This window comes from Burkholderia sp. GW821-FHT14F03 (assembly GCF_058803765.1).
Genome location: NZ_JBXAPG010000045.1, coordinates 1 through 24625 on the forward strand (window position 1 = coordinate 1; position 24625 = coordinate 24625).

The 24625-nt window shown below is 66.4% G+C and carries 25 protein-coding genes and 1 pseudogene; 19 read left to right on the forward strand and 7 right to left on the reverse strand.

Annotated elements, in window-relative coordinates:
* Together AC1RQF_RS25945 and AC1RQF_RS25950 are read right to left on the reverse strand one after the other, a co-directional pair.
* Positions 1 to 295: contractile injection system protein, VgrG/Pvc8 family (locus AC1RQF_RS25945; protein ID WP_492873267.1), on the reverse strand; the 295-nt coding region annotated here is incomplete at its 3' end.
* A gap of 100 nt (positions 296 to 395) precedes the next feature.
* Complete coding sequence (locus tag AC1RQF_RS25950) at positions 396 to 914, reverse strand: Hcp family type VI secretion system effector (protein ID WP_274001647.1); 519 nt, start codon at positions 912 to 914, stop codon at positions 396 to 398.
* Positions 915 to 1684: 770 nt separating this feature from the next.
* Between AC1RQF_RS25950 and AC1RQF_RS25955 the strand changes: the two are divergent.
* Positions 1685 to 2440 (forward strand): annotated as a pseudogene (locus AC1RQF_RS25955) (IS5 family transposase).
* Between the two features lie 175 nt (positions 2441 to 2615).
* Positions 2616 to 4991, forward strand: a complete 2376-nt coding sequence (locus tag AC1RQF_RS25960) for a S8 family serine peptidase (RefSeq protein WP_492873268.1) — start codon at positions 2616 to 2618, stop codon at positions 4989 to 4991.
* A gap of 197 nt (positions 4992 to 5188) precedes the next feature.
* On the opposite strand, the gene AC1RQF_RS25965 is transcribed toward AC1RQF_RS25960, so the two are convergent.
* Entirely contained in the window at positions 5189 to 6037 is an 849-nt protein-coding gene (locus AC1RQF_RS25965) for an IclR family transcriptional regulator (protein ID WP_492873269.1), read from the reverse strand.
* Positions 6038 to 6406: 369 nt separating this feature from the next.
* On the opposite strand from AC1RQF_RS25965, the gene AC1RQF_RS25970 reads away from it, so the two are divergent.
* From AC1RQF_RS25970 to AC1RQF_RS25985, 4 genes are all read left to right on the forward strand, one after another.
* Positions 6407 to 7129, forward strand: a complete 723-nt coding sequence (locus tag AC1RQF_RS25970) for a substrate-binding periplasmic protein (RefSeq protein ID WP_492873270.1) — start codon at positions 6407 to 6409, stop codon at positions 7127 to 7129.
* Positions 7130 to 7206: 77 nt separating this feature from the next.
* Positions 7207 to 7866 carry an amino acid ABC transporter permease gene (locus tag AC1RQF_RS25975; RefSeq protein ID WP_274001639.1) on the forward strand — a complete coding sequence of 220 codons (660 nt, stop codon included), beginning with the start codon at positions 7207 to 7209 and terminating at the stop codon, positions 7864 to 7866.
* A complete protein-coding gene (locus tag AC1RQF_RS25980) occupies positions 7863 to 8594 on the forward strand; it encodes an amino acid ABC transporter ATP-binding protein (RefSeq protein ID WP_492873271.1) in 732 nt (243 codons plus the stop codon). The genes AC1RQF_RS25975 and AC1RQF_RS25980 overlap by 4 nt, the downstream gene beginning before the upstream one ends.
* A 52-nt stretch (positions 8595 to 8646) precedes the next feature.
* Positions 8647 to 9942, forward strand: a complete 1296-nt coding sequence (locus AC1RQF_RS25985) for an NAD(P)/FAD-dependent oxidoreductase (RefSeq protein WP_274001637.1) — start codon at positions 8647 to 8649, stop codon at positions 9940 to 9942.
* 149 nt (positions 9943 to 10091) lie between these two features.
* On the opposite strand, the gene AC1RQF_RS25990 is transcribed toward AC1RQF_RS25985, so the two are convergent.
* The gene (locus AC1RQF_RS25990; protein ID WP_274001634.1) at positions 10092 to 10445 is read right to left on the reverse strand and encodes a VOC family protein; all 354 of its coding nucleotides are present in this window, start codon (positions 10443 to 10445) and stop codon (positions 10092 to 10094) included.
* 465 nt (positions 10446 to 10910) lie between these two features.
* On the opposite strand from AC1RQF_RS25990, the gene trmB reads away from it, so the two are divergent.
* Complete coding sequence (gene trmB / locus AC1RQF_RS25995) at positions 10911 to 11675, forward strand: tRNA (guanosine(46)-N7)-methyltransferase TrmB (protein ID WP_274001632.1); 765 nt, start codon at positions 10911 to 10913, stop codon at positions 11673 to 11675.
* 101 nt (positions 11676 to 11776) lie between these two features.
* On the opposite strand, the gene AC1RQF_RS26000 is transcribed toward trmB, so the two are convergent.
* From AC1RQF_RS26000 to AC1RQF_RS26010, 3 genes are all read right to left on the reverse strand, one after another.
* Positions 11777 to 12607, reverse strand: a complete 831-nt coding sequence (locus tag AC1RQF_RS26000) for an undecaprenyl-diphosphate phosphatase (protein ID WP_492873272.1) — start codon at positions 12605 to 12607, stop codon at positions 11777 to 11779.
* Positions 12608 to 12691: 84 nt separating this feature from the next.
* Positions 12692 to 13273 (reverse strand): DUF1439 domain-containing protein, encoded by a 582-nt coding sequence (locus AC1RQF_RS26005; RefSeq protein ID WP_274001629.1) that lies wholly within the window; start codon positions 13271 to 13273, stop codon positions 12692 to 12694.
* Positions 13270 to 13599, reverse strand: a complete 330-nt coding sequence (locus tag AC1RQF_RS26010) for a YkgJ family cysteine cluster protein (RefSeq protein ID WP_443111609.1) — start codon at positions 13597 to 13599, stop codon at positions 13270 to 13272. Before AC1RQF_RS26010 ends, AC1RQF_RS26005 begins: the two co-directional genes overlap by 4 nt.
* Positions 13600 to 13778: 179 nt before the next feature.
* Between AC1RQF_RS26010 and hemN the strand changes: the two genes are divergently transcribed.
* From hemN to AC1RQF_RS26070, 12 genes are all read left to right on the forward strand, one after another.
* Positions 13779 to 15170: an oxygen-independent coproporphyrinogen III oxidase gene (gene hemN, locus AC1RQF_RS26015; protein WP_492873273.1), complete on the forward strand. Its 1392-nt coding sequence runs from the start codon at positions 13779 to 13781 to the stop codon at positions 15168 to 15170.
* Between the two features lie 68 nt (positions 15171 to 15238).
* Positions 15239 to 15496 (forward strand): hypothetical protein, encoded by a 258-nt coding sequence (locus AC1RQF_RS26020; RefSeq protein ID WP_274001626.1) that lies wholly within the window; start codon positions 15239 to 15241, stop codon positions 15494 to 15496.
* 111 nt (positions 15497 to 15607) lie between these two features.
* On the forward strand, positions 15608 to 16261 hold the full coding sequence (locus tag AC1RQF_RS26025) for a protein-L-isoaspartate O-methyltransferase family protein (protein ID WP_274001625.1): 654 nt from the start codon (positions 15608 to 15610) through the stop codon (positions 16259 to 16261).
* Positions 16262 to 16275: 14 nt separating this feature from the next.
* Positions 16276 to 16599 (forward strand): rhodanese-like domain-containing protein, encoded by a 324-nt coding sequence (locus tag AC1RQF_RS26030; protein WP_252984210.1) that lies wholly within the window; start codon positions 16276 to 16278, stop codon positions 16597 to 16599.
* 404 nt (positions 16600 to 17003) lie between these two features.
* Positions 17004 to 18302 (forward strand): urea ABC transporter substrate-binding protein, encoded by a 1299-nt coding sequence (gene urtA, locus AC1RQF_RS26035; protein ID WP_274001623.1) that lies wholly within the window; start codon positions 17004 to 17006, stop codon positions 18300 to 18302.
* Between the two features lie 58 nt (positions 18303 to 18360).
* The gene (gene urtB / locus AC1RQF_RS26040; protein WP_274001621.1) at positions 18361 to 19983 is read left to right on the forward strand and encodes an urea ABC transporter permease subunit UrtB; all 1623 of its coding nucleotides are present in this window, start codon (positions 18361 to 18363) and stop codon (positions 19981 to 19983) included.
* Between the two features lies 1 nt (position 19984).
* Positions 19985 to 21166, forward strand: coding sequence for an urea ABC transporter permease subunit UrtC (gene urtC / locus AC1RQF_RS26045; protein WP_274001618.1), 1182 nt, complete (start codon positions 19985 to 19987; stop codon positions 21164 to 21166).
* Positions 21163 to 22011 carry an urea ABC transporter ATP-binding protein UrtD gene (urtD, locus tag AC1RQF_RS26050; RefSeq protein WP_274001616.1) on the forward strand — a complete coding sequence of 283 codons (849 nt, stop codon included), beginning with the start codon at positions 21163 to 21165 and terminating at the stop codon, positions 22009 to 22011. Before urtC ends, urtD begins: the two co-directional genes overlap by 4 nt.
* Before the next feature lie 4 nt (positions 22012 to 22015).
* A complete protein-coding gene (gene urtE, locus AC1RQF_RS26055; protein WP_274001615.1) occupies positions 22016 to 22708 on the forward strand; it encodes an urea ABC transporter ATP-binding subunit UrtE in 693 nt (230 codons plus the stop codon).
* Positions 22709 to 22852: 144 nt separating this feature from the next.
* Positions 22853 to 23725: an urease accessory protein UreD gene (locus AC1RQF_RS26060; protein ID WP_492873274.1), complete on the forward strand. Its 873-nt coding sequence runs from the start codon at positions 22853 to 22855 to the stop codon at positions 23723 to 23725.
* A 224-nt stretch (positions 23726 to 23949) separates the two neighbouring features.
* Positions 23950 to 24252, forward strand: coding sequence for an urease subunit gamma (locus AC1RQF_RS26065; RefSeq protein ID WP_274001612.1), 303 nt, complete (start codon positions 23950 to 23952; stop codon positions 24250 to 24252).
* 46 nt (positions 24253 to 24298) lie between these two features.
* A complete protein-coding gene (locus AC1RQF_RS26070; protein ID WP_274001610.1) occupies positions 24299 to 24604 on the forward strand; it encodes an urease subunit beta in 306 nt (101 codons plus the stop codon).
* The last annotated feature ends 21 nt before the right edge of the window (positions 24605 to 24625 follow it).

Genomic DNA, 24625 nt, shown 5'->3' on the forward strand with positions numbered 1-24625 from the left:
GCTCGACCACGGCGGAGTAGCGCGTGCGCCGGAAACCGGTGTCGCCCTGAACGAAGGAGGACACGGCGCCGTGAATGTAGCGCACCGGGGTATCGCCATGCCAGACGGTCAGACGAGCGGGGCGGTCGAGTACCTGGCCGAAGTCGACCGTGGGGTTGGCGCAGGTCAGTTCGACTGCGAGGTGGAAGGTCTCGGACAGCGCTTCGTGGCACTCGAACTCGACGACCTCGAAGACGTCGCGTGTCTCGCTGCCGACAAGGTCGAAGGCGAAGCGCAGATCGGATTGGGTAGGCATGGCGGGCTCCATAGCAACCTGGGCCCTTGCCCGGGTTATCGCTCAGCTCAAGGTCGGCACGGCCGGCGCACTAAGCGCCGGCCGCGCTTCTGGCCTGGGGTCAGGCTTCCTGCGGTTTGCGCCAGTCGTCCGAAGCTTCGGTGCCGGCGATGGCATGGGTCCAGGTGATCTTGCGGTAGGCCATGGAGACCTTGACCAGTTGGGTGTACTCGGCCTTGCTCGGGTCCTGCGCGTGCGGCAGAACGGTGTTGATATTGACGATGGTGGCGTCTTCGAGCTTGGTGGTGAAGAAGTGCTCCTGCTTGCCCTCGGTGGAGGTGCGGTACCACTTCACTTCCACTTCCGGCAGCATCTCGCCGGAGGCCAAGGCCTGGTACAGCAGTGGGGTGGCCTTGTTCAGCGGTGCGGTGAACACGAACGGCTTGTGCACGCGTTGGCCGGACGGTTGGCCGCTCTGCGGGTCCGTTGGGGTGGCAATCAAGTGCTCGATTTCCTGGACTAGGATCTGGTCTTCATGACCTTCCTGATAGACGTTGCCCACGGAGTCTGCGGTGAAGGCGCCCTGGGTGATGTTGCCCTGGGTCTTGCCCTGGATGCTGATATAGGCGGGAGTCGGCATTAGCTGCTTCCTTGTGTCGTTGACGAAAAGGCCGGTTGGGCCGCGATGCCATCGGTGATGACAGAGGTCTTAACGCAAACGCTGTGCCAGCTTTTGTTTTTGTTTTTTGTTCTTATTTATCAATAGGTTAAATTTATTTCATCGAGACATTGGGAATCATCAAATCTTCGGAAGTCGCGATAAGTGTTCTTTTCTCGGATTTTTCGAGCCAACTTTGACTCGAATTGAAATAACCAATTGAAAATTAAAGATAAAAAATCGAGCCACATTTGGCCTGACCGGGCCAAATGTGGCTCAGTCATTTAAGCCACAACAAATGCCGCGCACCGACTTCTGAAGCGCTACACCCTGGGGACTCGCACCCTGAAGGTGTGCTCCATATGCCAGACCCACCACATCCCTAAACAGCAGATATCTGATGGGTAAATCAGATACTTCTCATTTCTAGAGATGTGTGAAACTTCTAGTATTGACGGAGCCTTCACCCAGCAGGGATCCCGGAAATTCTCACGACATGCACCCGTGCCTTGCATAGCGCAGATGCGGGTGCGCTGAGTGCGCGGGGAGAATTCCCGAGTGGGCAACCTCTTCGACGTGGACCGGTCATGGACATATTCCCTTCTCGGCGTGACTTGATTTCTGTACAGGCAGGCGCGCCGCAGAACGAACCAGGCCAGCATCTGACTCTTGAAAGCAAAAGCACGGCTGATGTGGTCATGTCTGTCCTAGGGCGTGTTCACACTACATTGATTGAAGGTTATGCTTCGGAGATGGAAATCTCCGAAGCCCAATTCAAGCAGATCGAACATTGCTTGCCGCAACAGCGAGCAATGTGAGCCTGTCGAACCTGCAAGTGCTCAACGCGATCCTCTATGTTGCCGAGCACGGATGTAAATGGCGCGGCCTGCCGCCACGTTTCGGTCGCTGGCATACGATCTACACGCGCATGAATCGTTAGTCGCGCAACGGCGTACTGGACCGAGTGTTCACGGAGTTGCAGCGCGCCCAATTATTCGCGTTCGAATTGAAGCAGTATCGCTGGATAGCCCGATCGTGAAGGTTCATCCTGACGGCACCGGTGCGTTAAAAAAAATGGACCCCAAGCGATCGGCAAGTCCCGCGGAGGATGGACAACCAAGATTCATATGGTTGCCGCGGATGCTCGAACAGCCATAACGTTCGCACTGTCGCCCGGTCAAGCCGGCGATGCGCCGCACGGACGTGCATTACTCGAACGCCTGGGACCGCCGAATCGGCCGCTGCATCTGCTGATGGACAAGGCAGACGAAGGCAACGAAACCCGACAACTCGCGCTTGATCTGGGCTTCATCCCGGTCGTTCCTCCGTTGAGCACGCGCGTCGAGCCCTGGGAGTACGATCGACAGATGTATAAACGTCGCAACGAAGTCGAGCGGCTGTTCCGTCGATTGAAGGGCTTTCGTCGCATCTTCTCGCGCTTCGACAAACTCGATTTGATGTTCATGGCTTTTATCAACTTCGCCCTGATCGTCGAAGCCCTTCGCTAGTGTGAACATGCCCTAAGCCGCCCCCCCTTCGAACACCCTGCCTTCACCACCCCGCCGCGCCCCATTCAGAAACCTTTGAACTTGTTTTGGACATTGTCCCAACAACACCAGAATCGGCGCCTCTCGGCCTTCCCCCGATGGTGAAGACCACGATCGAACCCGTTCTGGAGCAGGTGTGCACAAGAAACTCGGCTTATCGTTATTCGCGCTGGTCGCCGGCGCAGCCTTTTCGTCGGCCGCATTCGCAGCCGACGATCCGCGCCCCATCTTCATCCGGATCAAGGCCGAGGCGCAGGAACCGGCGGCACGCGCCACCGCCGAACCGCAGCGCCAGCGCGACATGGCGGAATTGAAACGTCTGGCGGCGAACATGCAGCCGTTGATCCCGCAAGGCGCTGCGCGCAGCGCGGCGGAACGCGCCCCGCTCGAACGGCACAATCTCACGCGCTACTACAAGATCTCGGCCGCGTCGCTGCAAGGGCGCGACGCCGAGGAACTCGTGCGCGCATTGAAGCGCAATCCGCTCGTCGAAAGCGCGCAGGTCGAGCCGAAGCCGGTATCGATGAGCAAGCAACGCCCCACCCCGTCAACCGACGCCGATGCAATCGCACCTGAAGCCGGCGAACGTGCGGCCGGCATCCCCGACTACACGAACTGCGAAGGCAAGAACGCGAGGATCTGTCAAAACTACATGGGGCCGCCGGACCCGGCTTCTTCGTACTGGAAGCTGGGCGGCGTCAACGCGTTCGAGGCGCATCGCATCAACGACCATCTCGGCGACAAGGTGCGACTCGTGTCGGACGAGAGCGATCACTGGGACTACGAGCACGTCGACCTGCCGAAGCCGTTCATCGAGCACTGGCACGCCGAGCCCCACCGAACCGGGTCGCACGACACAAGCTCGGCCGGCATCATGTTCGGCCGGGCCAACGGCTTCGGCGTGACCGGCATCGCGCCGAAGGCGCAGGCGGGCTATACGAAGTACGGTGCCGAAGGGCTTGTCGACCTGCGCAACGTGCTGCAGGCCGGCGACGTACTTCAGATCGGCGTGCAATATGACATAAGCGACGGCTGCGGCCCGAACGTCGACTGTCTCTTGCCGGTCGAGACCGTCGACCTCGCGTTCGACGCGATCTCCTATCTGACCCAGGAAAAAGGCGTGCACGTGATCCTCGCGGCCGCCAACGGCGGCGTCGACCTCGACGCCCCCCACCATCAGGGCCGCTACGATCGCCGACGCAACGATTCGGGCGCAATCTACGTCGGCGCGGGCAGCCCGGAAACCGGCGCGCGCAATGACTTCTCCGAATACGGCAGCCGCGTCGACGTGTTCAGCTGGGGCAGCAACGTCACGACGACGACCTGGAAACAAGGCAGGCATCAGCTGTACACGATCGGCTTCGCCGGCACCTCGTCGGCGAACCCGATCATCGCGGGCAGCGTGGCATGGCTGCAAAGCCTTGCGCGCGAGCGCGGGCTCGGCAATATCGCGCCGAAGCAGATGCGCCAGCTTCTCGTCGACAGCGGCAAGCCGCTGCCGGTGGTCGATCCCGGCAAGAACATCGGCACGCAGCCCGATCTCGTGCGCGCGGCGGAGTTGCTCGATCGCGACGGCGGCGCCGGTCCCGCACCTGTCGCCGCGCTGACCGGCCCGACCGATGCGCAAGGCGGGCAACGCGTCGAGTTGTCCGCTCAGGCATCGACCGGCCAGGATCTGACCTATGCATGGAGCAGCCGGCCCGCACTGACATTCGAGCAACGGGGTGCGCACGCCAGCTTCATCGCGCCGACGCTGCAGCAGGACACCGATTATCGGATCACGGTGAAGGTGGTCGACAAGCAAGGGCGCGACTCGCAGGCGAGTCACGACCTCCGGATCAAGTCGAGCGGCAGTGCTTGCCTCGACGCACCCGCGTGGGACAGCAAGAAGACCTACTCGACGTTCCACGAGACCGTGGTCTACGACGGCAAGCTGTATCGCCAGAACTTCTGGAATGTCGGCCAGCGCCCGGATCTGAACTCGGCGCAGTTCGGCAAGCCCTGGTTGCAGCCGGAAGCCTGCGGTCTCGTGCCGCCGCCTGTCGCGCGGATCGAGGGGCCGTCGACGGCGAACGCGAACGATCAAGTCAAGCTCTCGGCCGGCGGCTCCGGCGGCAAGGATCTGAAATACGCGTGGACGAGCCTCGACGGCATCGCGTTGCAGGTCAAGGGCGCCGAGGCGACCTTCAAGGCGCCCGCACTCGAACAGGACAAGAACCTGACGTTCCGGGTGGAGATCACCGACGCCCAGGGTCGCAAGGCAAACGCGAACCATGTGGTCAAGGTCAAGGGGCAGTCAGGCGGCGGGGGTGGAGGCGGCGAAGGCGGCGGCGGAGACGACGTTCCCGCATACCGGCCCGGTACGGAATACCAGGCCGGCGACCGCGTCACCAACGGCGGCAAGATCTACGAATGCAAGCCGTGGCCGTACACGGGCTGGTGCGGACTTTCTCTCGCACACTACGAGCCCGGCAAGGGGACGAACTGGACGGATGCGTGGATTGCCCGCTAGGGCGTGTTGGCCCGCCGCGCCGGAACGCGTCTCGCGAGACGCGGCAGCCGCGATCGAATCCGGTTGTCTGGTGGGCGGACCACCTCATGGCGGAGGGTGTCGCGTTCGTAGTCGATCTGCCCGCGGCTGTGCGATTGGGAGGTCGGAACGTGGCAGTCGGTATCGTCGTATTGCTTGAGCAAGTGACGGGTATTTGCTTATCGGGAACCCGCCCGATCACCCAATGTGGCCGGTTGATCGACATGAGGCCCAAGGAGCGATGCCAGAGCGCGCTGCGTCGGCGGCGTCGTGGAGATCAGCCGCGCAGTTTCCTGCATCATCGGCACGAAACGCGACACCGCTCGATCGAGCGACCACCTGGACGCGGACACGGAAACCTGCAAGCTCGCGACCACGCGTTGACCGAGATCGAATACCGGTACGGCGAGCGCGAGGTCGCCGCGGTAATACTCCCCGTTGCAGTACGCATATCCATCCTGGCGCGCCCTCTGCAAGCGCTTGAGCAACTCGTCCACATCCACCACCGTGCTGGGCGTGAAACGCACCGGTTGTGTGCCTTGCAGGACCCGACGCGCCTGCTCTTCGGGCAGACACGACAGAAACGCCCGTCCGGCCGAAGAACAGTACATCGGGATCCGGCGGCCAATCGGCATGTGCACCATCAGCCGCATCGGGCTCGGGAATCGGCCGATATAGATCATGTCCGTCCCGGCCGGCTCCGCCAGGTTGACTGTTTCACCCGCGCTGCGATTGAGTTCGAGCAGATAGGGATTGGCGCGATCCAGCAGCGGATGCGACTGCAGATAGCGACAACCCGCATCCAGGGTACGCGACGACAGCGAATAACGCTTACTGACCGGATCTTTCATCAACAAGCCGATCGCTTCGAGCGTAAAGGCGAACCGCTGGGCCGCGCTGCGACTGATACCCGCGGCAGCGGCAATCTCCGGCAAGCTCATCGATGCGTTCTGCACATCGAATGCATCCAGCACCGCGATGCCCGTGGCGAAAGATTGCACATAGAGCGTCGAGTCTTCGGGGTTCATGATCATCCGTGCGTTGGCGGCAACGTAAATCAGCTCACAAAATGGAGATTAAATCTCGATATTTATCTACCGCATGAGGCCACGGAAAATAAATCAAATATCTCGCGACATCACGATCTCAAAATCGATACGAAATCCTATCCGCCGTCATTTCATATCGCAACCGGGTCTTTTGACTATTGACGATTCTCCGCCCCTGTCGCACGATCAAATCAACATGCAATTCATTAGTATCGCTATGCAATAGCAAAACGCTCGCTGAATAATTTTTCCAGCCGGTGCTTGCCGGCTTGTGCCGCGCGTCATCGATACGGTTTCACGAAGGGAGTCCACATGTTGCAGAAAACCATGAAGTCGTGGGTCGCCGTGATGGCGGCCGCCGCCGCGATCTCGACGGCATACGCCGACCTGCCGTCCTTGAAGGTCGGCGCCACGCCGAGCGCGGTGCCGTTCAACTATCTCGACCCACAGACCAACACGCTCAAAGGCGTGATGATCGACATCGCTGATGCGGTCGGCAAGGAAGTGGGCTTCAAACCCGACATCGTGCCGATTCCCTTCACCTCGCTCGTGCCGGCGCTGCAAACCGGCAAGATCCGGATCATCGCTTCCGCCTTCGCGCGCACTCCTGCACGCGCCCAGGTCGTCGACTTCTCGGACGTCGTCGTCAGCTATGGCGAAGGGCTGATCGTGTCGGCAAAGGACAGCACGCCTTATCGCAGCTTTGCGGACCTGAAGGGCAAGACCGTCGGCGTCCAGGTCGGCACGACCTATGTCGAACCGATCAAGGCTGCCGGCGCCTTCAAGGAGGTCAAGATGTACGACACGATGGCCGACATGGTCCGCGACATCTCGCTTGGCCGTCTCGATGCCGCATTCGGCGACGGCCCCGTGGTCGCCTACCAGGTGCGTCAGGTCGGCGCAAACGTGCGCTTCGTCGACACCTACAAACCGGTGATCGCCACTGACATCGCCCTGGCCGTCAAGAAGGGCAATGCCGCGACGGTCGCGCGGCTCAACGAGGCAATCGCCAAGCTCCGCCGCGACGGGACGCTCAGCGCGATCCTCGCGAAGTGGCACGTCACGTCCTGATCGACTCGTCTCCACCACGCATGCATCCATGGGCCTGTCCCCGACGGGATGCATGCACACGCTCCCGAGAGTTGCAGATGCTCGATTCTTTCCTGACCGATGCAGTGGCCTACCTCCCCTTGCTGCTTCAAGGCGCACTGACCACGATCTACATCACCGTCGCGGCGCTGGCGATTGCCACGCTGCTCGGCTTGTGCTGGGCGCTTCTGCGCGTGAGCGGCATCGCCCCGCTTGCCCATGCAAGCCGCGTGCTGACCAACGTCATCCGCGGCGTCCCGATCATCGTGGTGCTGTTCTACATGTACTTCGTGATCCCGGAGATCGGCATCAGCCTGACCGCCTTCCAGGCCGGCTCCCTGGGGCTCGGCATCGCCTATTCCTCGTATATGGCGGAAGTATTCCGCGCCGGCATCAACGCCGTGGATGTCGGGCAGTTCGAGGCCGCACAGTCGTTGGGCATGTCGCGGACGAAGTTGATGCGGCGGGTGATTCTGCCGCAGGCGCTGCGCATCGCACTACCGCCGTACGGCAACAATGTCGTGATGATGCTCAAGGACTCCTCCCAAACCGCAGTCATCACCGTGGTCGAATTGTCGATGCAAAGCAAGCTGATCGCATCGGCGACCTTCAAGAGCGCGACGGTCTTTACGCTTGTCGCACTGATGTACCTCGCCATGAGCCTGCCGATGATGTACTCGCTCGGCCGCCTCGAAAAACGCATGGGGAGCAGCAAATGATCAAGATCGAGCACCTGAGCAAGTCATTCGGTACGCACCGCGTGCTGAACGGCATCAACGCCGAGATCCACCCAGGCGAAGTGGTTTGCCTGATCGGCCCGTCGGGTTCGGGCAAGTCGACGCTGTTGCGTTGTATCAACGGGTTGGAACGCTATGACGAAGGAAGTATTTCGGTGGAAGGCATTCGCGTCGACGCCGGACACGCGGGAATCCGTCTGGTCCGGCAACGCGTCGCGATGGTCTTCCAGCGGTTCAATCTCTTTCCCCATCGCACGGCGCTCGGAAACGTCACGGAAGGCCCCGTTCACGTGAAGGGGGAAGATGCCGCCGCGGCTGCCGATCGCGGGCGCGAACTGCTGGCCAGCGTAGGTCTGGCTGAAAAGGTCGATCACTACCCGCATCAGTTATCGGGCGGTCAGCAGCAGCGCGTCGCCATTGCACGCGCATTGGCGATGCAGCCCGACGCCATTCTGTTCGACGAACCCACCTCCGCGCTCGATCCGGAATTGGTCGGCGAGGTTCTGGCCGTGATGCGCGGGCTGGCCGAGAAAGGCATGACGATGATCGTCGTGACGCACGAGATGGACTTCGCCCGAAACGTATCCGACCGGGTGTTGTTCCTCGATGGCGGGCGAATCGCCGAGCAAGGACCATCGAGAGAAATTCTCACCGCACCGGCCAACGAGCGCACGCGGGATTTCCTGCGGCGCGTCACCCACGCCGCCTGAAGCAGCGAAAGACCTTCGCCATCTCCGAATCCGCATAACGTATAGGCTTGCCATGACGCCCAATTCCTTCATGCCGACGTCCACGCTCTGGGCTGCCACCACGCTCCCGCGTCAGGCAGCGCCCCCCATCTCCGCGCCGCTTTCCATCGATGTCGCCGTGATCGGCGGGGGCTTCACGGGATTGTCGGCTGCGCTCCACCTTGCCCAGTCCGGCATCAAGGTGGCGCTCTTCGAGGCTCACGAAATCGCTCACCGTGCGTCGGGCCGCAATGGAGGCCAGGTGGTCCCAGGCTTCAAACCGACGCCGTCGGCCCTCATCGCCCGCTTTGGAGCAGAGCGCGCCGCGCGCATGATGCGATTTGCCTACCGCAACGCGGATGAGCTGTTCGAACTTGTCGAGCGCTATCGGATCGATTGCGACGCGGCGCGCGGCGGCTGGATCCAGGGTGCGTATTCCGACATGTCCGCGCGCTATTTGCGAGCCAGGGCCGAGGAGATCAACATGCACGGCGGCGACGTCGAATACCTCGAACGCGATGCCATGGCAGCGGCGACCGGTTCGACATTCTGGCCCGCGGGCTTGCTCGAGCGGCGCGCCGGAGCGGTGCATCCGCTTGCCTACGCGAGAGGATTCGCAAACGCTGCAATCGCGTGCGGCGCAATCATCCATGAGCACTCGCATGTCAGCGCGGTCATACCGACAGGAAGCCGTATCGCGCTGACCGTGAACGGCTACCTCGTTCACGCACGGCAAGTAATCCTGGCTACCGATGCCTACACCGACCGGCTATGGCCCGCGGTCGCGCAATCGTACGTCACCGTGTCGAGTGCGCAGATCGCCACGGATCCTCTTCCGTCAGCGTTGCGTGACGTCGTCATGCCGCGCCGCGCAGGCATCTCCGAGACGCGCAAGATCACGTACTACTGCCGCATCGACCCCGAGGGCCGCTTTGTCATCGGCGGCCGCGGACGCTCTGCCGAAACGCTCGATCCCGCGACGCGCGCGCAGCTTCGAAACGCCGCCATCAAGCGCTATCCCGAACTCGCCGATGCGACTTGGCCCCATGGATGGGTGTGTCGTGTGGGCATGACCATCGATGACTTGCCCCGTCTGCACCGCCTGGCGGACGGCGTATGGACCGCCTATGGATACTGCGGCCGCGGCGTGGCGATGGGTACGGCGCTCGGCCGCGTGCTCGCGCAGGCCGTGCGTGGGCATGATGTCGCTCAGCTCGACTTCCCCGTCACGCCGATCTCGCGCCTGCCGCTCTATCCCGCCCGGCAGCTCGGCGCTGCCCTGGCAATCAACTGGCACCGGCTGCGGGATACGCTGGGATATCCGGCCTGACGTGCGTGAATCCCCGCATGCGCCGCAACGACGCCTTGCAGGGATCCTCCGTGGAAAATTCAAGATCTCATGAAACGGATGGCGCAATCGAATCGAAAAGATTGCCTCCCCGACGCTCGCGCGCGTCGGGGAGCATGCGTCCACGGCTGCTATTGCGCAGACCACACCGCCAGTTCGTAGCCATCGGGATCGATGAAATGAAACCGGCGCCCGCCAGGAAACGAAAACGGTTCGCGGCTGATCTGCCCGCCGGCCGACACCACGCGTCGTTGCGCATCGGCAAGATCATCGGCATACAAGATCACGAGCGGCCCGCCCGGCCGCACCTGCTCGCCCATGGCGAAGCCGCCAGTCAAGCGGCCATCGCTGAACTCGCTGTAGGCAGGGCCGTAGTCGGTGAAAGTCCAACTGAACGCCGTGCCGTAGAAGCGCTTGCTGCGCGCGATGTCCGTGACGTTGAACTCGATATTGTCAATCCGGTGATTCTTGCTCCCGACGTCCATGCAGTCCCTCACGCAAAAAGATGAAAGAATGCATGATCCCTCAATTGCTCCTTCGGGTCTCGAGAAAAATAGCCACCATCGAATCGCGTAGTCCGCACACCCAGTCCCCGCCTTCCCTTTCACACGCCATGCCGGACCAGGCATACGCCCCCCATTCCCACCGAAGGACGAGCCCACCGAATCAAGTCACGCCGACGCCCAGCGGCTCGAAAAGGCTTCGGCGCAATGCCGCTCGTCCCGACAGCAGGGCCGTGCAGCAGGCTAGCCAGCCGGTCTCTGGACCGCGGTTCCGCTTATGTGGGACAATATCGCCCGCTCCACCTTCCGCTGCCAGGCAGCCTGAATCGCACCGTGTAGCCCGCGCGAAGCCGCCTCGTCGAAGGCGGCTTTTTCGTATCGGGCGCCGGACGGGTCCCACCCGCCGCACGCGACCAGGCACCGCCGCCCCGCTCACTGATTGCGAAGATGATCCACGATCCGAACGACCCCGCCCTGCCGCAAGACGGCGCGAGCGCCGACGACACCCCCTCCGACGCGAACAACTCGGACAATCCGCTGCGCCACCGCCGCATCCGCAGCTTCGTCACGCGCGCCGGCCGCGTCTCGACCGGCCAGCGCCGCGCGCTCGACGAGCTTGGCCCGCGCTACGTGGTCCCGTACACGCCCGAGCAACCCGACTGGAACCTGGTGTTCGGCCGCGCCGCGCCGCGCATCCTCGAGATCGGCTTCGGCATGGGCGCGTCGACCGCGGAAATCGCGGCGCTGCGCCCCGGCGACGACTTCCTCGGCGTCGAGGTCCACGAGCCCGGCGTCGGCGCGCTGCTGAAGCTGATCGGCGAACAGAACCTGACCAACATCCGCATCATCCAGCACGACGCGGTCGAGGTGCTCGAGCACATGATCGCGCCCGCGAGCCTCGACGGCGTGCACATCTTCTTCCCCGATCCGTGGCACAAGGCGCGCCACCACAAGCGCCGGCTGATCCAGCCGCCGTTCGTCGCGAAGCTCGCCGCGCACCTGAAGCCGGGCGCCTACCTGCACTGCGCGACCGACTGGCAGAACTACGCGGAACAGATGCTCGAGGTATTGAGCGCCGACCCCTCGCTCGACAACACCGCCGACGACTACGCGCCGCGCCCCGACTACCGGCCGGTGACGAAGTTCGAACGGCGCGGGCTGCGCCTCGGTCACGGCGTCTGGGACCTCGTGTTCAAAAAGCGCGCAGGCTGATACGCGCGGCACGCGGCCCACAACAAAAAGGCGGCGCCCTCGTCCGAGGCCGCCGCCTTTTTCATTGCCGCGCCGCCGGCATCAGCGCCGGCGTCGCCGCCTCAATTCCAGTTGAGCCAGCCGCTATACCCGACGAGCAGCACGAACAGCCCGAACACGATCCGATACCACGCGAACACGGTGAAGTCGTGCGACGCGATATAGCGCAGCAACCAGCGCACGCACGCGAATGCGCTGACGAACGCGGCCAGGAGCCCGATCGAGAACAATCCGATCGCGTCGACCGAGAACGCGTGCCAGTCCTTCACGGTTTCATAGAGCGTCGCGCCGAAGATGATCGGGATCGCGAGAAAGAACGAGAACTCGGTCGCGACGCGCCGGTCGAGCCCGAACAACATCCCGCCGATGATGGTCGAGCCCGAGCGCGACATGCCCGGAACCAGCGCGAAGCATTGCGCGAGACCGACCTTGAGCGCGTCGACCGGCGTGAGCGCATCGATCGTCTGTACGCGCGGCGGCTCGGTGCGCTCGCGCTGACGCGCTTCCGCCCACAGGATCACGAGCCCGCCCGCGACCAGCGCAAACGCGACCGGCACGGGCGAGAACAGCGCCGCCTTGATCGCCTTCTCGAACAACAGCCCGAGCGCGACCGCCGGAATCGTCGCGATCACGACGTTGAGCGTGAAGCGGCGCGCCTGCGGCTGGCTCGGCAGCCCGCCGATCACCGCGCCGATCCGCCGCCGATATTCCCAGCACACGGCCAGGATCGCGCCGAACTGGATCACGACGTCGAAGGTCTTCGCGTGTGCGTCGTTGAAGTTCAGGAAGCTGCCGGCAACGATCAGGTGGCCGGTGCTCGACACCGGCAGAAATTCCGTCAGCCCCTCGACCACGCCGAGGAGCAACGCTTTGCAGATCAGGATCCAATCCATCCGTAGCCCAGTTTCGAAAGTCCCGGAAAAGGCCACGGCGCCCACCCGACGCGCGACCCGCCCGGCCACGCGCGTCGCATCTCGTCATTTTTCGACGATCGCCACACGTATGCCGTTTGTAAGAATTGTGATTGTACCGGGTTCGTAGTTCACCCCGCCGAATTGCAGCTGCTCGGGCTTGAACGTGTAGATCGGATAGTTGGTCAACAGCTGGGTCGCGAGCATCCCGGCGGCCGCGCCGATCTGCTGGGTATAGGCCTGCGCTTCGCCGTCGAGATTCACGCTGTCGACGGCCGGCGACTTCAGCACCACCGAACGGCTCGGCGCGTCGTAGGCGAGCTGGCCGGACACCGTGAAGGTGCCGTTCACCGGCGCGCGCAGGAACGGGCTCGTGAAGCGGGCGTCGAGCTGCACCGCCACCCGGTTCTGCTCGGGCTTCAGCCCCACCGCCGGATTCGCGAGCGCGACCTCGACCACCTGCGCGACGGTGTGCTGGTACGGGAACTTGCGCGCGATCGCCTTCTGCACGTCGCCCTGCGAGAACGTGTAGTGATCGGGAATGAACGGAAACGTCGATGCGCACGCGGCGAGCGAGACGGCTGCGCCGAGCGCCGCCAGCGACGCGGACAGGAAGCGGCGCCGGCCCGGCGCGCTCGATGGGATCATGCGCAATCTCCTGCTGATGGGGTCTGGGCTGAGGGCCGCGTCGCGGCTTCCAGCGTGGTGAGCCAGGCGAGCGCGTGGGCGCGGGTGCCGCCGCACATCTCGTCGCTGGGCTGCAGGCCGCCGCAGCACGCGGGCCGTTCGGGGCGGCCGAAGATCCTGCAGCGCGCGTCGGCGTCGAGCTGCACGCAGGGCACGCCGGCCGGCTTGCCGTCCGGCATCCCGGGGATCGGGGTCGAAATCGACGGCGCGATGCAACACGCCGCGCAGCCTTCGCGGCACGCATGCGCCGCCCGCTCCGGCAACCCTGCCTGACCTTCCTCAACCATCGGATCCATCCCCAACCTGCCTCGATACCCTGCGCTGCAACGACCTCGGCGGCAACGCGCACGACGCCGGCCGAAACCGCATTGTGCCATCCCTCGTCTGCTGCGACGTTATTACACAATTCGGCGCGCGCGCCCGTTTATATACTCGGAAGCGTCCTGAAGCACGCTCCGAGCCCCGCATGACGACGCCCTCCGCCTCCGATCTGTTCCGCCCCGACCTGCTCGCGAAATACAGCGCGAACGGCCCCCGCTATACGTCCTACCCGACCGCGCCGCAGTTCCGCGACGACTTCGATCCCGCCGACTACCTCCGCGCGGCGGCCGATCCGGGCGCGGCGGCCAGCGAGCTGTCGCTGTACCTGCACGTGCCGTTCTGCGCGACCGCGTGCTTCTACTGCGGCTGCAACCGGATCGCGACCCGCAACCACGCGCGCGCACGGCCCTACCTCGACCAGCTGCGGCGCGAACTGGCGCTGCAGTCCGCGCTGTTCGACCCGGGCCGCACCGTCACGCAGCTGCACTGGGGCGGCGGCACGCCGACCTTCCTGTCCGGCGACGAGACGGCCGAGCTGATGGAGGCGATCCGTGAGCACTTCACGCTCGCGCCGGACCGGCACGGCGAATTCTCGATCGAGATCGACCCGCGCACCGCGTCGCCCGACACGCTCGCGCACCTGCGCGAACAGGGTTTCAACCGGCTGAGCCTGGGCGTGCAGGACATCGATCCGCAGGTGCAGCAGGCGATCAACCGCGTCCAGCCGCTCGACCTGACCGCGCGCCTGCTCGCGGCCGCGCCCGCGCTCGGCTACCGCTCGACCAGCATCGACCTGATCTACGGGCTGCCGCACCAGACCGTCGACAGCTTCTCGCGCACGCTCGACACGATCATCGAACTCGCGCCGGGCCGCCTGTCGGTGTTCGGCTACGCGCACCTGCCGCACCTGTTCAAGATGCAGCGGCAAATCGACGCGGCCGCGCTGCCCGATCCCGCGACCCGGCTCGCCCTGCTCGGCCTCGCCATCGAGCGGCTGACGGCCGCGGGCTACGTCTACATCGGCATGGACCACTTCGCGCACCCCGACGACGAACTGGTGCGCGCGCAGCGCGACGGCACGCTGCAGCGGAATTTCCAGGGCTACAGCACCCAGGCCGACACCGACCTGATCGGCATCGGCGCGTCGTCGATCGGCAAGGTCGGCGATGTCTACGCGCAGAACGCGAAGGACCTGCCCGCCTACGGCGCGGCGCTCGACGCGCGGCGCCTGCCGATCGCGCGCGGCATCCGCCTGAGCGCGGAGGACCGGCTGCGCCGCGACCTGATCACGCAGCTGATGTGCAATCTCGAACTGCCGTTCGAGACCTTCGAGGCGATCTACGGGATCCGCTTCGCGGAGCGCTTCGCGCGCGAGCTGGACAGCCTGCGCGACTTCGAGCGCGACGGCCTGCTGTCGATCGGCGCCGACCGCCTGAAGCTCCATCCGGCCGGCCGGATGTTCGTGCGCAACATCGCGATGGTGTTCGACGCCTACCTGACCGGCAACGCCGCGCCGCGCTATTCGAGCACGGTATGACGCGCCGGGCGGGGGCGACCGGTTCTTGCTAAAGTGTCGGTTTTCCCGCCCCCGGTTTTCCCCGCACGATGCGCACCACCAAAGCGACCTACGCGGTCGAACGCCTGAAGACCCGCACCGGCAACCCCCGTTACGCGGCGGTCAGCATGCCCGGCGACCTGTTCTACCTGGCCGACCGTTCGAGCGGCGCGACCGAGAAGCTGTGCACGCCGCTGCCGCTCGACGAATTCGTCGCGTTCGTCGACGGACTTGGCCCCAGAAAGCCGCGCAAGGTCAGCAAGCTCGACCTCGCGCTCGAGGAACAGATGCGCAACAGCAAGCGCTGACCCGCCCGCGGCCGCCCCGCAGGCCTTCTGAAGGCGAGCCCGGCGCGCCGTTTGGTACAATCGCGGCGTTTCTCTACCCTCGCTGATGGCCTATCCGGCTGCATGACCACCATGAATATCGAAAACGCGCGTTTCAATATGATCGAACAGCAGATCCGGCCGTGGGACGTGCTGGATCAGGAAGTCCTGGATCTCCTGTCGGTGATCAAGCGTGAAAACTTTGTCCCCGCCGCGCACCGCAACCTCGCGTTCGCCGACCTCGAGCTGCCGCTGCCCGGCGGCCGGAAGATGCTGTTCCCGCGCGTCGAGGCGCGCATCCTGCAGGAACTCGCGGTCAAGAAGCACGAAAGCGTGCTCGAGATCGGCGCCGGCTCCGGCTTCATGGCGGCCCTGCTCGCGCATCGCGCGCAGCACGTCGTGTCGGTCGAGATCGATCCGGCGCTCGCGGCGCTCGCCGCCGAGAACCTCAGGAACAACGGCGTGACCAACGCCGAAGTCGTGCTCGCCGACGGCTCGCAGGGCCTGCCCGCGAAGGCGCCCTTCGACGTGATCTGCGTGTCGGGCGGCCTGCCCGTGGTGCCGCAGGCGCTGCTCGAACAGCTGAAGGTCGGCGGCCGCCTCGCGGCGTTCGTCGGCGGCCGGCCAGTCATGAAGGCGCAGATCATCACGCGCGTCGACGACACCCAGTTCCGCGTCGCCGACGTGTTCGAAACCTACGTCGATCACCTCGTCAACGCGGTCGAGCCGTCGCGCTTCAAGTTCTGAGCCGCACGATGACGATGCAGATCCTGACCGCCCGCGATCTCGCCGCCTGGCTGGCCGACGCGTCGCGCCCCGCGCCCGTCGTGCTCGACGTGCGCGAGCCGTGGGAGATCGAGACCGCGCGGATCGCGAACAGCGTGTCGATCCCGATGCAGCAGATCCCCGCGCGCAGCGAGGAGCTGGACGACGACGCGGAGATCGTCTGCGTCTGCCATCACGGCATGCGCAGCGCGCAGGTCGCGATGTTCCTCGCCTCGCGCGGCTACACGAAGCTCTACAACCTGCAAGGCGGCATCGACGCGTGGTCGCGCGACGTCGATCCGTCCGTTCCGCGCTACTGATCCCGCGGTGCGTCCCGCACGCACCCCACGCGCCGTTCCGCCCGCCGCCGCACCCGCGCGATGCCGCACCCGCGCGATGCCCTGAACCGGGCCTCGCCGGCGCGCGGCGCGGGGGCGGCCCCGCCCGGTCCGCGCCGCCGGCGCCGTTCGATCCGCCGCACGCATGACGCACGCCGCCTCCCCAGGCCGCGCCCTCGTGCACCATTTCCGCCCCTGATACTGCACCGCGACGCATCATCGCGTGCGCGCCGCCGTCGCGCACGCCGCCCGCCGATCTTCGCGCGGCCCCCGTCCCCGCACGCGCCGCGCCCCGCGGCGGGCGATCTGGCACATGCCTTGCGTAGTGCTGAGCGTTGCGCGTCCGTTACGGTGCGCGACCCAGCCAACACGTCAAGGGGAACCCGATGAAACGCCGCAGTCTGTTGAAATTCGGCTCGATGGCGGGCGCGCTCGCGCTCGTGAACCGCCTCCCGCTCGCCCACGCCGCGGACGCGGGCGGTCCGATCAAGATCGGCATCCTGCACTCGCTGTCGGGCACGATGGCGATCTCCGAGACGTCGCTGAAGGACACCGCGCTGATGACGATCGCCGAGATCAACCAGGGCGGCGGCGTGCTCGGCCGGCAGTTGCAGCCGGTGGTCGTCGATCCCGCATCGAACTGGCCGCTGTTCGCGGAAAAAGCGCGCCAGCTGCTCACCCGGGACAAGGTCGCGTGCGTGTTCGGCTGCTGGACCTCGGTGTCGCGCAAGTCGGTGCTGCCGGTGTTCGAGGAGCTGAACGGGCTGCTCTACTACCCGGTGCAGTACGAAGGCGAGGAGATGTCGCGCAACGTGTTCTACACGGGCGCCGCGCCGAACCAGCAGGCGCTGCCGGCCGTCGAGTACATGATGAGCGCCGAGGGCGGCGGCGCGAAGCGCTTCTTCCTGCTCGGCACCGACTACGTCTATCCGCGCACGACCAACAAGATCCTGCGCGCGTTCCTGAAATCGAAGGGCGTGAAGGACGCCGACATTCAGGAGGTCTACACGCCCTTCGGTCACAGCGATTACCAGACCATCGTCGCGAACATCAAGACCTTCGCGCAGGGCGGCAAGACCACCGTGATCTCGACCATCAACGGCGACTCGAACGTGCCGTTCTACAAGGAACTCGGCAACCAGGGGCTGAAGGCGACCGACGTGCCGGTGGTCGCCTTCTCGGTCGGCGAGGAGGAGCTGCGCGGCATCGATGCGAAGCCGCTGGTCGGCCACCTCGCCGCCTGGAACTACTTCATGTCGGTGCGCAATCCGACCAACACGAAGTTCAAGTCGCGGTTCGCCGCGTGGGTGCAGTCGCAGAACCTGCCCGGCGGCGCGAAGCGCGTGACCAACGATCCGATGGAAGCGACCTATGTCGGCATCCATCTGTGGAAGCAGGCCGTCGAGAAGGCGAAGAGCACCGACGTCGACAAGGTGCGCGCCGCGATGATCGGCCAGAGCTTCGCCGCCCCGTCGGGCTTCACGCTGACGATGGACGGCAACCATCACCTGCACAAGCCCGTGATGATCGGCGAGATCCGCGGCGACGGCCAATTCAACGTCGTGTGGCGCACCAAGACCGCGCTGCGCGCGCAGCCGTGGAGCCCGTACATCGCGGGCAACCAGGGCAAGCCCGACGTGGTCGCCTCGATCCCCGCGTTCCTGCGCCGCGCCCGCGTCGCCTGACGCCCCGCTCGCGCGCGGCCCGGCCGCGCGCGCCCTCCGAGTTCGCCAGGAAACCCTGATGCCGATGCTCTCTTCCCGCGTCGTCCGCGCGTGCGCCGCGCTCGCGACGCTCCTCGCGCTCGCCGCGGCCGTGCCCGCGCACGCGCTCACGGCGGCCGACGCCGCCGCGCTTGCCGGCGACGATTTCGATGCGAAGGCCGTCGCGGTCGATCATCTGGCCGCCGCCGGCGACCCGGCCGCCGTCGCGCTGCTGCACGCGCTCGCCGACGGCGACGCGCTCGCGACCGACGACGGCCGCCTGCTGATCCAGCAAGGCGACGCCGCGCGCGACGCGCTCACGCAAGCCGCCGTCGCGGCGGGCAACGCGCAGCCCGTGCTGCTCAACAACCTGTTGCGCTCCAAGCTCGCGAACGCGCTCGCGGCGCTCGATCTCGGCTCGCCCGATCCCGCCGCGCGGCGCAGCGCGCTCGACGCATTGCTGAAGAATCCCGACCCGTCGTTGAAGCCGCTGATCGACGCGGCCCGCGCGCGCGAAACCGATCCCGCGCTCAAGCGCCGCCTCGATGCGCTGTGGGCGATCGCCGCGCTGCATGACCCCGATCCCGCGAAGCGGCTCGCAGCGGTGCAGCTCGTCGCCGCCCGCCATGATCTCGACATGATCGAGCAGTTGCGCCCGCTCGTCGCGAAGCGCGCCGACGGCGGCTGGGCGGAACCCGACGCCGCCGTGCGCGCCGCCGCGCAGCAAGGCCTCGACGCCCTGCACGCGATCCAGCGCCGCGGCGAGATCGTCGGCACGCTGTTCGCCGGGCTGTCGCTCGGCAGCGTGCTGCTGCTCGCGGCGCTCGGCCTCGCCATCACCTACGGCCTGATCGGCGTGATCAACATGGCGCACGGCGAATTCCTGATGATCGGCGCCTACGCGACCTACGTCGTGCAGACGCTCGTGCAACGCTACCTGCCCGGCGCGTTCGACTGGTATCCGCTGCTCGCCGTGCCCGCGTCGTTCTGCGCCGCGGCGGCGGTCGGCATCGTGCTCGAACGCACGGTGCTGCGCCACCTGTACGGCCGCCCGCTCGAAACGCTGCTCGCGACCTTCGGCGTGAGCCTGATCCTGATCCAGGCGACCCGCATGCTGTTCGGCGCGCAGAACGTGCAGGTCGAGAATCCCGCGTGGATGAGCGGCGGCGTCACCGTGATGCAGAACGTGATCCTGCCGTACAACCGGCTCGCGATCCTCGCGTTCGCGCTGCTCGTGGTCGGCATCGCATGGGCCGTGCTGAACCGCACCCGGCTCGGCCTGTTCGTGCGCGCGGTCACGCAGAACCGGCGCATGGCCGCCTGCGTCGGCGTGCGCACCGCACGCGTCGACGCCTATGCGTTCGCGTTCGGCGCGGGCATCGCGGGCCTCGGCGGCTGCGCGCTGTCGCAGGTCGGCAATGTCGGCCCGGATCTCGGCCAGGGCTACATCATCGATTCGTTCATGGCCGTCGTGCTGGGCGGCGTCGGCCAGCTCGCCGGCACCGTGCTCGGCGGCTTCGGGCTCGGGCTCGCGAGCAAGGCGATCGAACCGTTCTGGGGCGCCGTGCTCGCGAAGATCATCGTGCTCGCGATGATCGTACTGTTCATCCAGAAGCGGCCGCAAGGCCTGTTCGCCCTGAAGGGGCGCAGCGCGGAGGCCTGACATGACATCGCTCACCTCATCCCTGTCCGGCACGCGCGATGCGCCCGCGCCGCCCGCCGGCGCCGCCGCCGACGGCTTCGCGCTCGGCCTGCCGCCGCGCCCCGCGCTGCTGTCCCCGCGCGCGTGGCGCGCGCTCGTCGCGCTGTGCCTCGCGGTCGGCGTCGGCGTGCCGCTCGCCGCGCTGGTGGCGCCGGAAACCAGCGCGCTCCATCTATCCGCGTATGCGATGACGCTGGCCGGCAAGCTCATGTGCTACGCGATCGCGGCGCTCGCGCTCGATCTCGTGTGGGGCTACTGCGGAATCCTGAGCCTCGGCCACGGGCTCTTCTTCGCGCTCGGCGGCTACGCGATCGGCATGTACCTGATGCGCGCGATCGGCCGCGACGGCAAGTACGGCAGCGACCTGCCCGACTTCATGGTGTTCCTCGACTGGCACCAGTTGCCGTGGTACTGGAGCGGCACCGGCCATCTCGCCTACGCGCTGCTGCTGGTGATCGCCGCGCCCGCGCTCGTCGCCTGGGTGTTCGGCTACTTCACGTTCCGCTCGCGCGTGAAGGGCGTCTACCTGTCGATCATCACGCAGGCGCTGACCTTCGCCGCGATGCTGCTGTTCTATCGCAACGAGACCGGCTTCGGCGGCAACAACGGCTTCACCGACTTCAAGCGCATCGCGGGCTTCGCGATCACCTCGCCCGGCACCCGCACCGCGCTGTTCCTGCTGACCTTCGCGACCCTCGTGCTGGCCTTCGTCGGCGCGCGCGCGATCGTCACGAGCAAGCTCGGGCGGGTCGTCACCGCGGTGCGCGACGGCGAGACGCGGCTCATGTTCCTCGGCTACAGCCCGCTCGCCTACAAGCTGTTCGTGTGGACCGTATCCGCCGTGCTGTGCGGCATCGCGGGCGCGCTGTACGTGCCGCAGGTCGGCATCATCAACCCCGGCGAGATGTCGCCGGGCAATTCAATCGAGATGGCGATCTGGGTCGCGGTCGGCGGGCGCGGCACGCTGATCGGCCCGATCATCGGCGCGTTCGCGGTCAACGGCGCGAAGAGCGTGTTCACCGCGTATTTCGCCGAGTACTGGCTGCTGTTCCTCGGGCTCATCTTCGTGCTGGTGCCGCTGCTGCTGCCGCGCGGCATCATGGGCCTGCTCGATTCGATGCGCCGCCAGGGAGATCGCTCATGAACGCAGCCCACGCCCCTGCGGGCGAGCCCGACCTGCGCGCCGTCAGCGGCAGCGCCTCGCTCGCGCGGCCGGTCACGCCCGGCGCGATCGACACCTCGCACGGCACGATCCTGTATCTCGACGACGTCGAGGTGAGCTTCGACGGCTTCCGCGCGCTGAACAAGCTGTCGCTCTCGATCGACGCGGGCGAGCTGCGCTGCGTGATCGGGCCGAACGGCGCGGGCAAGACGACGATGATGGACGTCATCACCGGCAAGACCCGCCCCGACGCCGGCAAGGTGTTCCTCGGCCAGACCCTCGACCTGACCCGGCTCAACGAGCCGGAGATCGCGCGCGTGGGAATCGGCCGCAAGTTCCAGAAGCCGACCGTGTTCGAGCAGCATCCGGTGTGGGAAAACCTCGAATTGGCGATGCAGACCGACAAGCGCTGGTTCGCGTCGCTGCGCGCGCGGCTCGATCGCGCGGCACAGGCGCGCATCGAGGAGACGCTCGCGCTGATCCGCCTCGAAGACAGCGCCTATCGGCTCGCGGGCGAGCTGTCGCACGGCCAGAAGCAGCGGCTCGAGATCGGCATGCTGCTGATGCAGCGTCCGGCGCTGCTGCTGCTCGACGAGCCGGCGGCCGGCATGACCGACCACGAGACGATGGCGCTCGCCGAGCTGCTGAACACACTGCGCGGCAGCTGCTCGATGATGGTGGTCGAGCACGACATGGAATTCGTCGCCGCGCTCGCGGGCGAGACGGGCCGCGTGACGGTGATGGCCGAGGGCGCGGTGCTCGCGCAGGGCACGCTCGACCAGGTCAAGCGCGACGAAACGGTGATCGAGTCTTATCTGGGACGATGAAGCGATGCTGACGATCGAAGGTCTCAACCAGTACTACGGCGGCAGCCATATCCTGCGCAACGTGGGCCTGTCGGCGCGCGCGGGCGAGCTGACCGTGCTGCTCGGCCGCAACGGCGTCGGCAAGACCACGCTGCTGCGCTGCCTGATGGGCGTGGTGCCCGCGCAGAGCGGCCGCATCGCATGGCGCGAGCGCGCGCTCGGCGCGCTGCCGCCGTATGCGCGCGTCGGGGCGGGCCTCGCCTACGTGCCGCAGGGCCGCGACATCTTTCCGCGGCTGACCGTCGAGGAAAACCTGCTGGTCGGCGCGGCGAGCCGCAAGGCGCCCGCGCGGATCCCCGAACGCATCTATCGCCTGTTCCCGGTGCTGAAGGACATGCGCGCGCGCCGCGGCGGCGACCTGTCGGGCGGCCAGCAACAGCAGCTCGCGATCGGCCGCGCGCTGATGAGCGAGCCGGAGCTGCTGATCCTCGACGAACCGACCGAGGGCATCCAGCCGTCGATCATCCAGGACATCGGCCGCACGCTGCGGCAGCTGGTCGAGGAAGCGGGGATGACGGTGCTGCTGGTCGAGCAGTATTACGATTTCGCACGGGCGATCGCGGACCACTACTGGGTGATGAGCCGGGGCGAGATCGTCGCGGGCGGCGCGGGCCGCGATATGGAGGCGCATGGCGTGCGCGAGTTGATCGCGGTGTGAGCGGTGTCGGCGGTGTTGACCCGGGCCGATCCGCCGCGCGCCGACCGCACCGGATACGCCGCGTGCGACTCGCCGCGCAAAGCCCTCGTGCCGAACCGCCGCGCATCCTGTAGCATGGGCGCGCCGTTTGTCCCGATTGCGCCGATGTCCGCCCACGATCCCCACACCCCGCCCGCCCCCGCCTCCGCCAAGTCGTGGCGCGCCCGCCTCGAACTCGGTTTCGAGCGGCGCGGCGCGCGCACGACCCTCACGCACCGGCTGCACGACGGCCCGCTGCGCGTGCAGCGCGCGCTCTACCCGGAAGGCGAGGCCGTCTGCCATGCGGTGATCGTGCATCCGCCCGGCGGCGTCGCGGGCGGCGACCGCCTCGACGTGCGGATCCGGCTCGGCGACGACGCGCACGCGGTGCTGACCACGCCCGGCGCGACCAAGTGGTACAAGTCGAACGATCTCGACGCGCGCCAGCGCATCGCGCTCGACGTCGGCGCGCGCGCGAAGCTCGACTGGCTGCCGCAGAACAACCTGTTCTTCGATGCCACGCACGCGTCGCTCGAATTCACGCTGCGTCTCGGTGCGGGCGCGAGCGCGCTCGGCTGGGACGTGTCGCAGCTCGGCAGGCAGGCGGCCGGCGAAACCTGGCGCGCGGGGCGGATCGCTTCCTACGCGCGCTTCGCGGGCGCCGACGGCGCCGCGCTGTGGGTCGAGCGCGCCCACCTGCAGGCCGACGACCCGCTGCGCGACGCGCTGCAAGGGCTCGACGGCTTCCCCGTGTACGGCACGCTGTGGGCGCTCGGCGACGCCTGCGACGCGGCGCTCGCCGAAGCGCTCGCGCCCGCCCTGCCGTTCGACGCCGCGCTGCGCGCCGGCGCGACCTGCGTGACGCCCGGCGTCGTGATCGTGCGCGCGCTCGCGCATTCGACCGAAGCGCTCCAGCAGCTGTTCACGCAGCTGTGGATGCAACTGCGTCCGCGCGTGCACGGCGTCGACGCGATGCCGCTGCGACTGTGGCAAACCTGAAATCCGCACCACGCTGACGCACCTCCGGGCCGCACCGCGCCAACGCGGTGCGGCCGGGCACCGCCGCGACGCGCAACCGCGCCGAAATCCGGCATGGCATGTCCCTTGCTGATACACGTGATCTGTCATGTGCCGCGACGCCGCATGCGGTGCTACGATAGCCGCGCGCGATCGAGACGGTTGCGCGCGCAAATATATTACGTTTTCCTGATAATCGATCTTTCATGAAGCTGACGCCCCGCGAAAAGGACAAGCTGTTGATCTTCACCGCCGCGCTGCTCGCGGAGCGTCGCCGGGCGCGCGGGCTGAAGCTCAACTATCCGGAGGCGGTCGCGTTCATCACCGCCGCGCTGATGGAAGCGGCGCGCGACGGCAGGACCGTCGCGGAAGTCATGCACTACGGCACCACGCTCCTGAACCGCGACGACGTGATGGACGGCGTGCCGGAGATGATTCCCGACATCCAGGTCGAAGCGACCTTTCCCGACGGCACGAAGCTCGTCACCGTCCACCATCCGATTCCGTGAAGGCCGCCATGCGTGACCGTTGTCCCCCCGCCGCCGTGGAGGCCGCATGATTCCGGGCGAAATCCTGACCGACCCCGGCGAGCACGAACTCAACGTGGGCCGCCACACGATCGTGCTGACGGTGGCGAACGCCGGCGACCGGCCCGTGCAGGTCGGCTCCCACTATCACTTCCACGAAGTCAACGATGCGCTGGCGTTCGATCGCGCGGCCGCGCGCGGCTTCCGGCTCAACATCGCGGCCGGCACGGCCGTGCGCTTCGAGCCGGGCCAGACGCGCACGGTCGAGCTGGTCGAGCTGGCCGGCGCGCGCATCGTGCACGGCTTTCAAGGCAAGGTGGCGGGGCCGCTGTAAGCGCCGCGCCCGCTCCTCCAC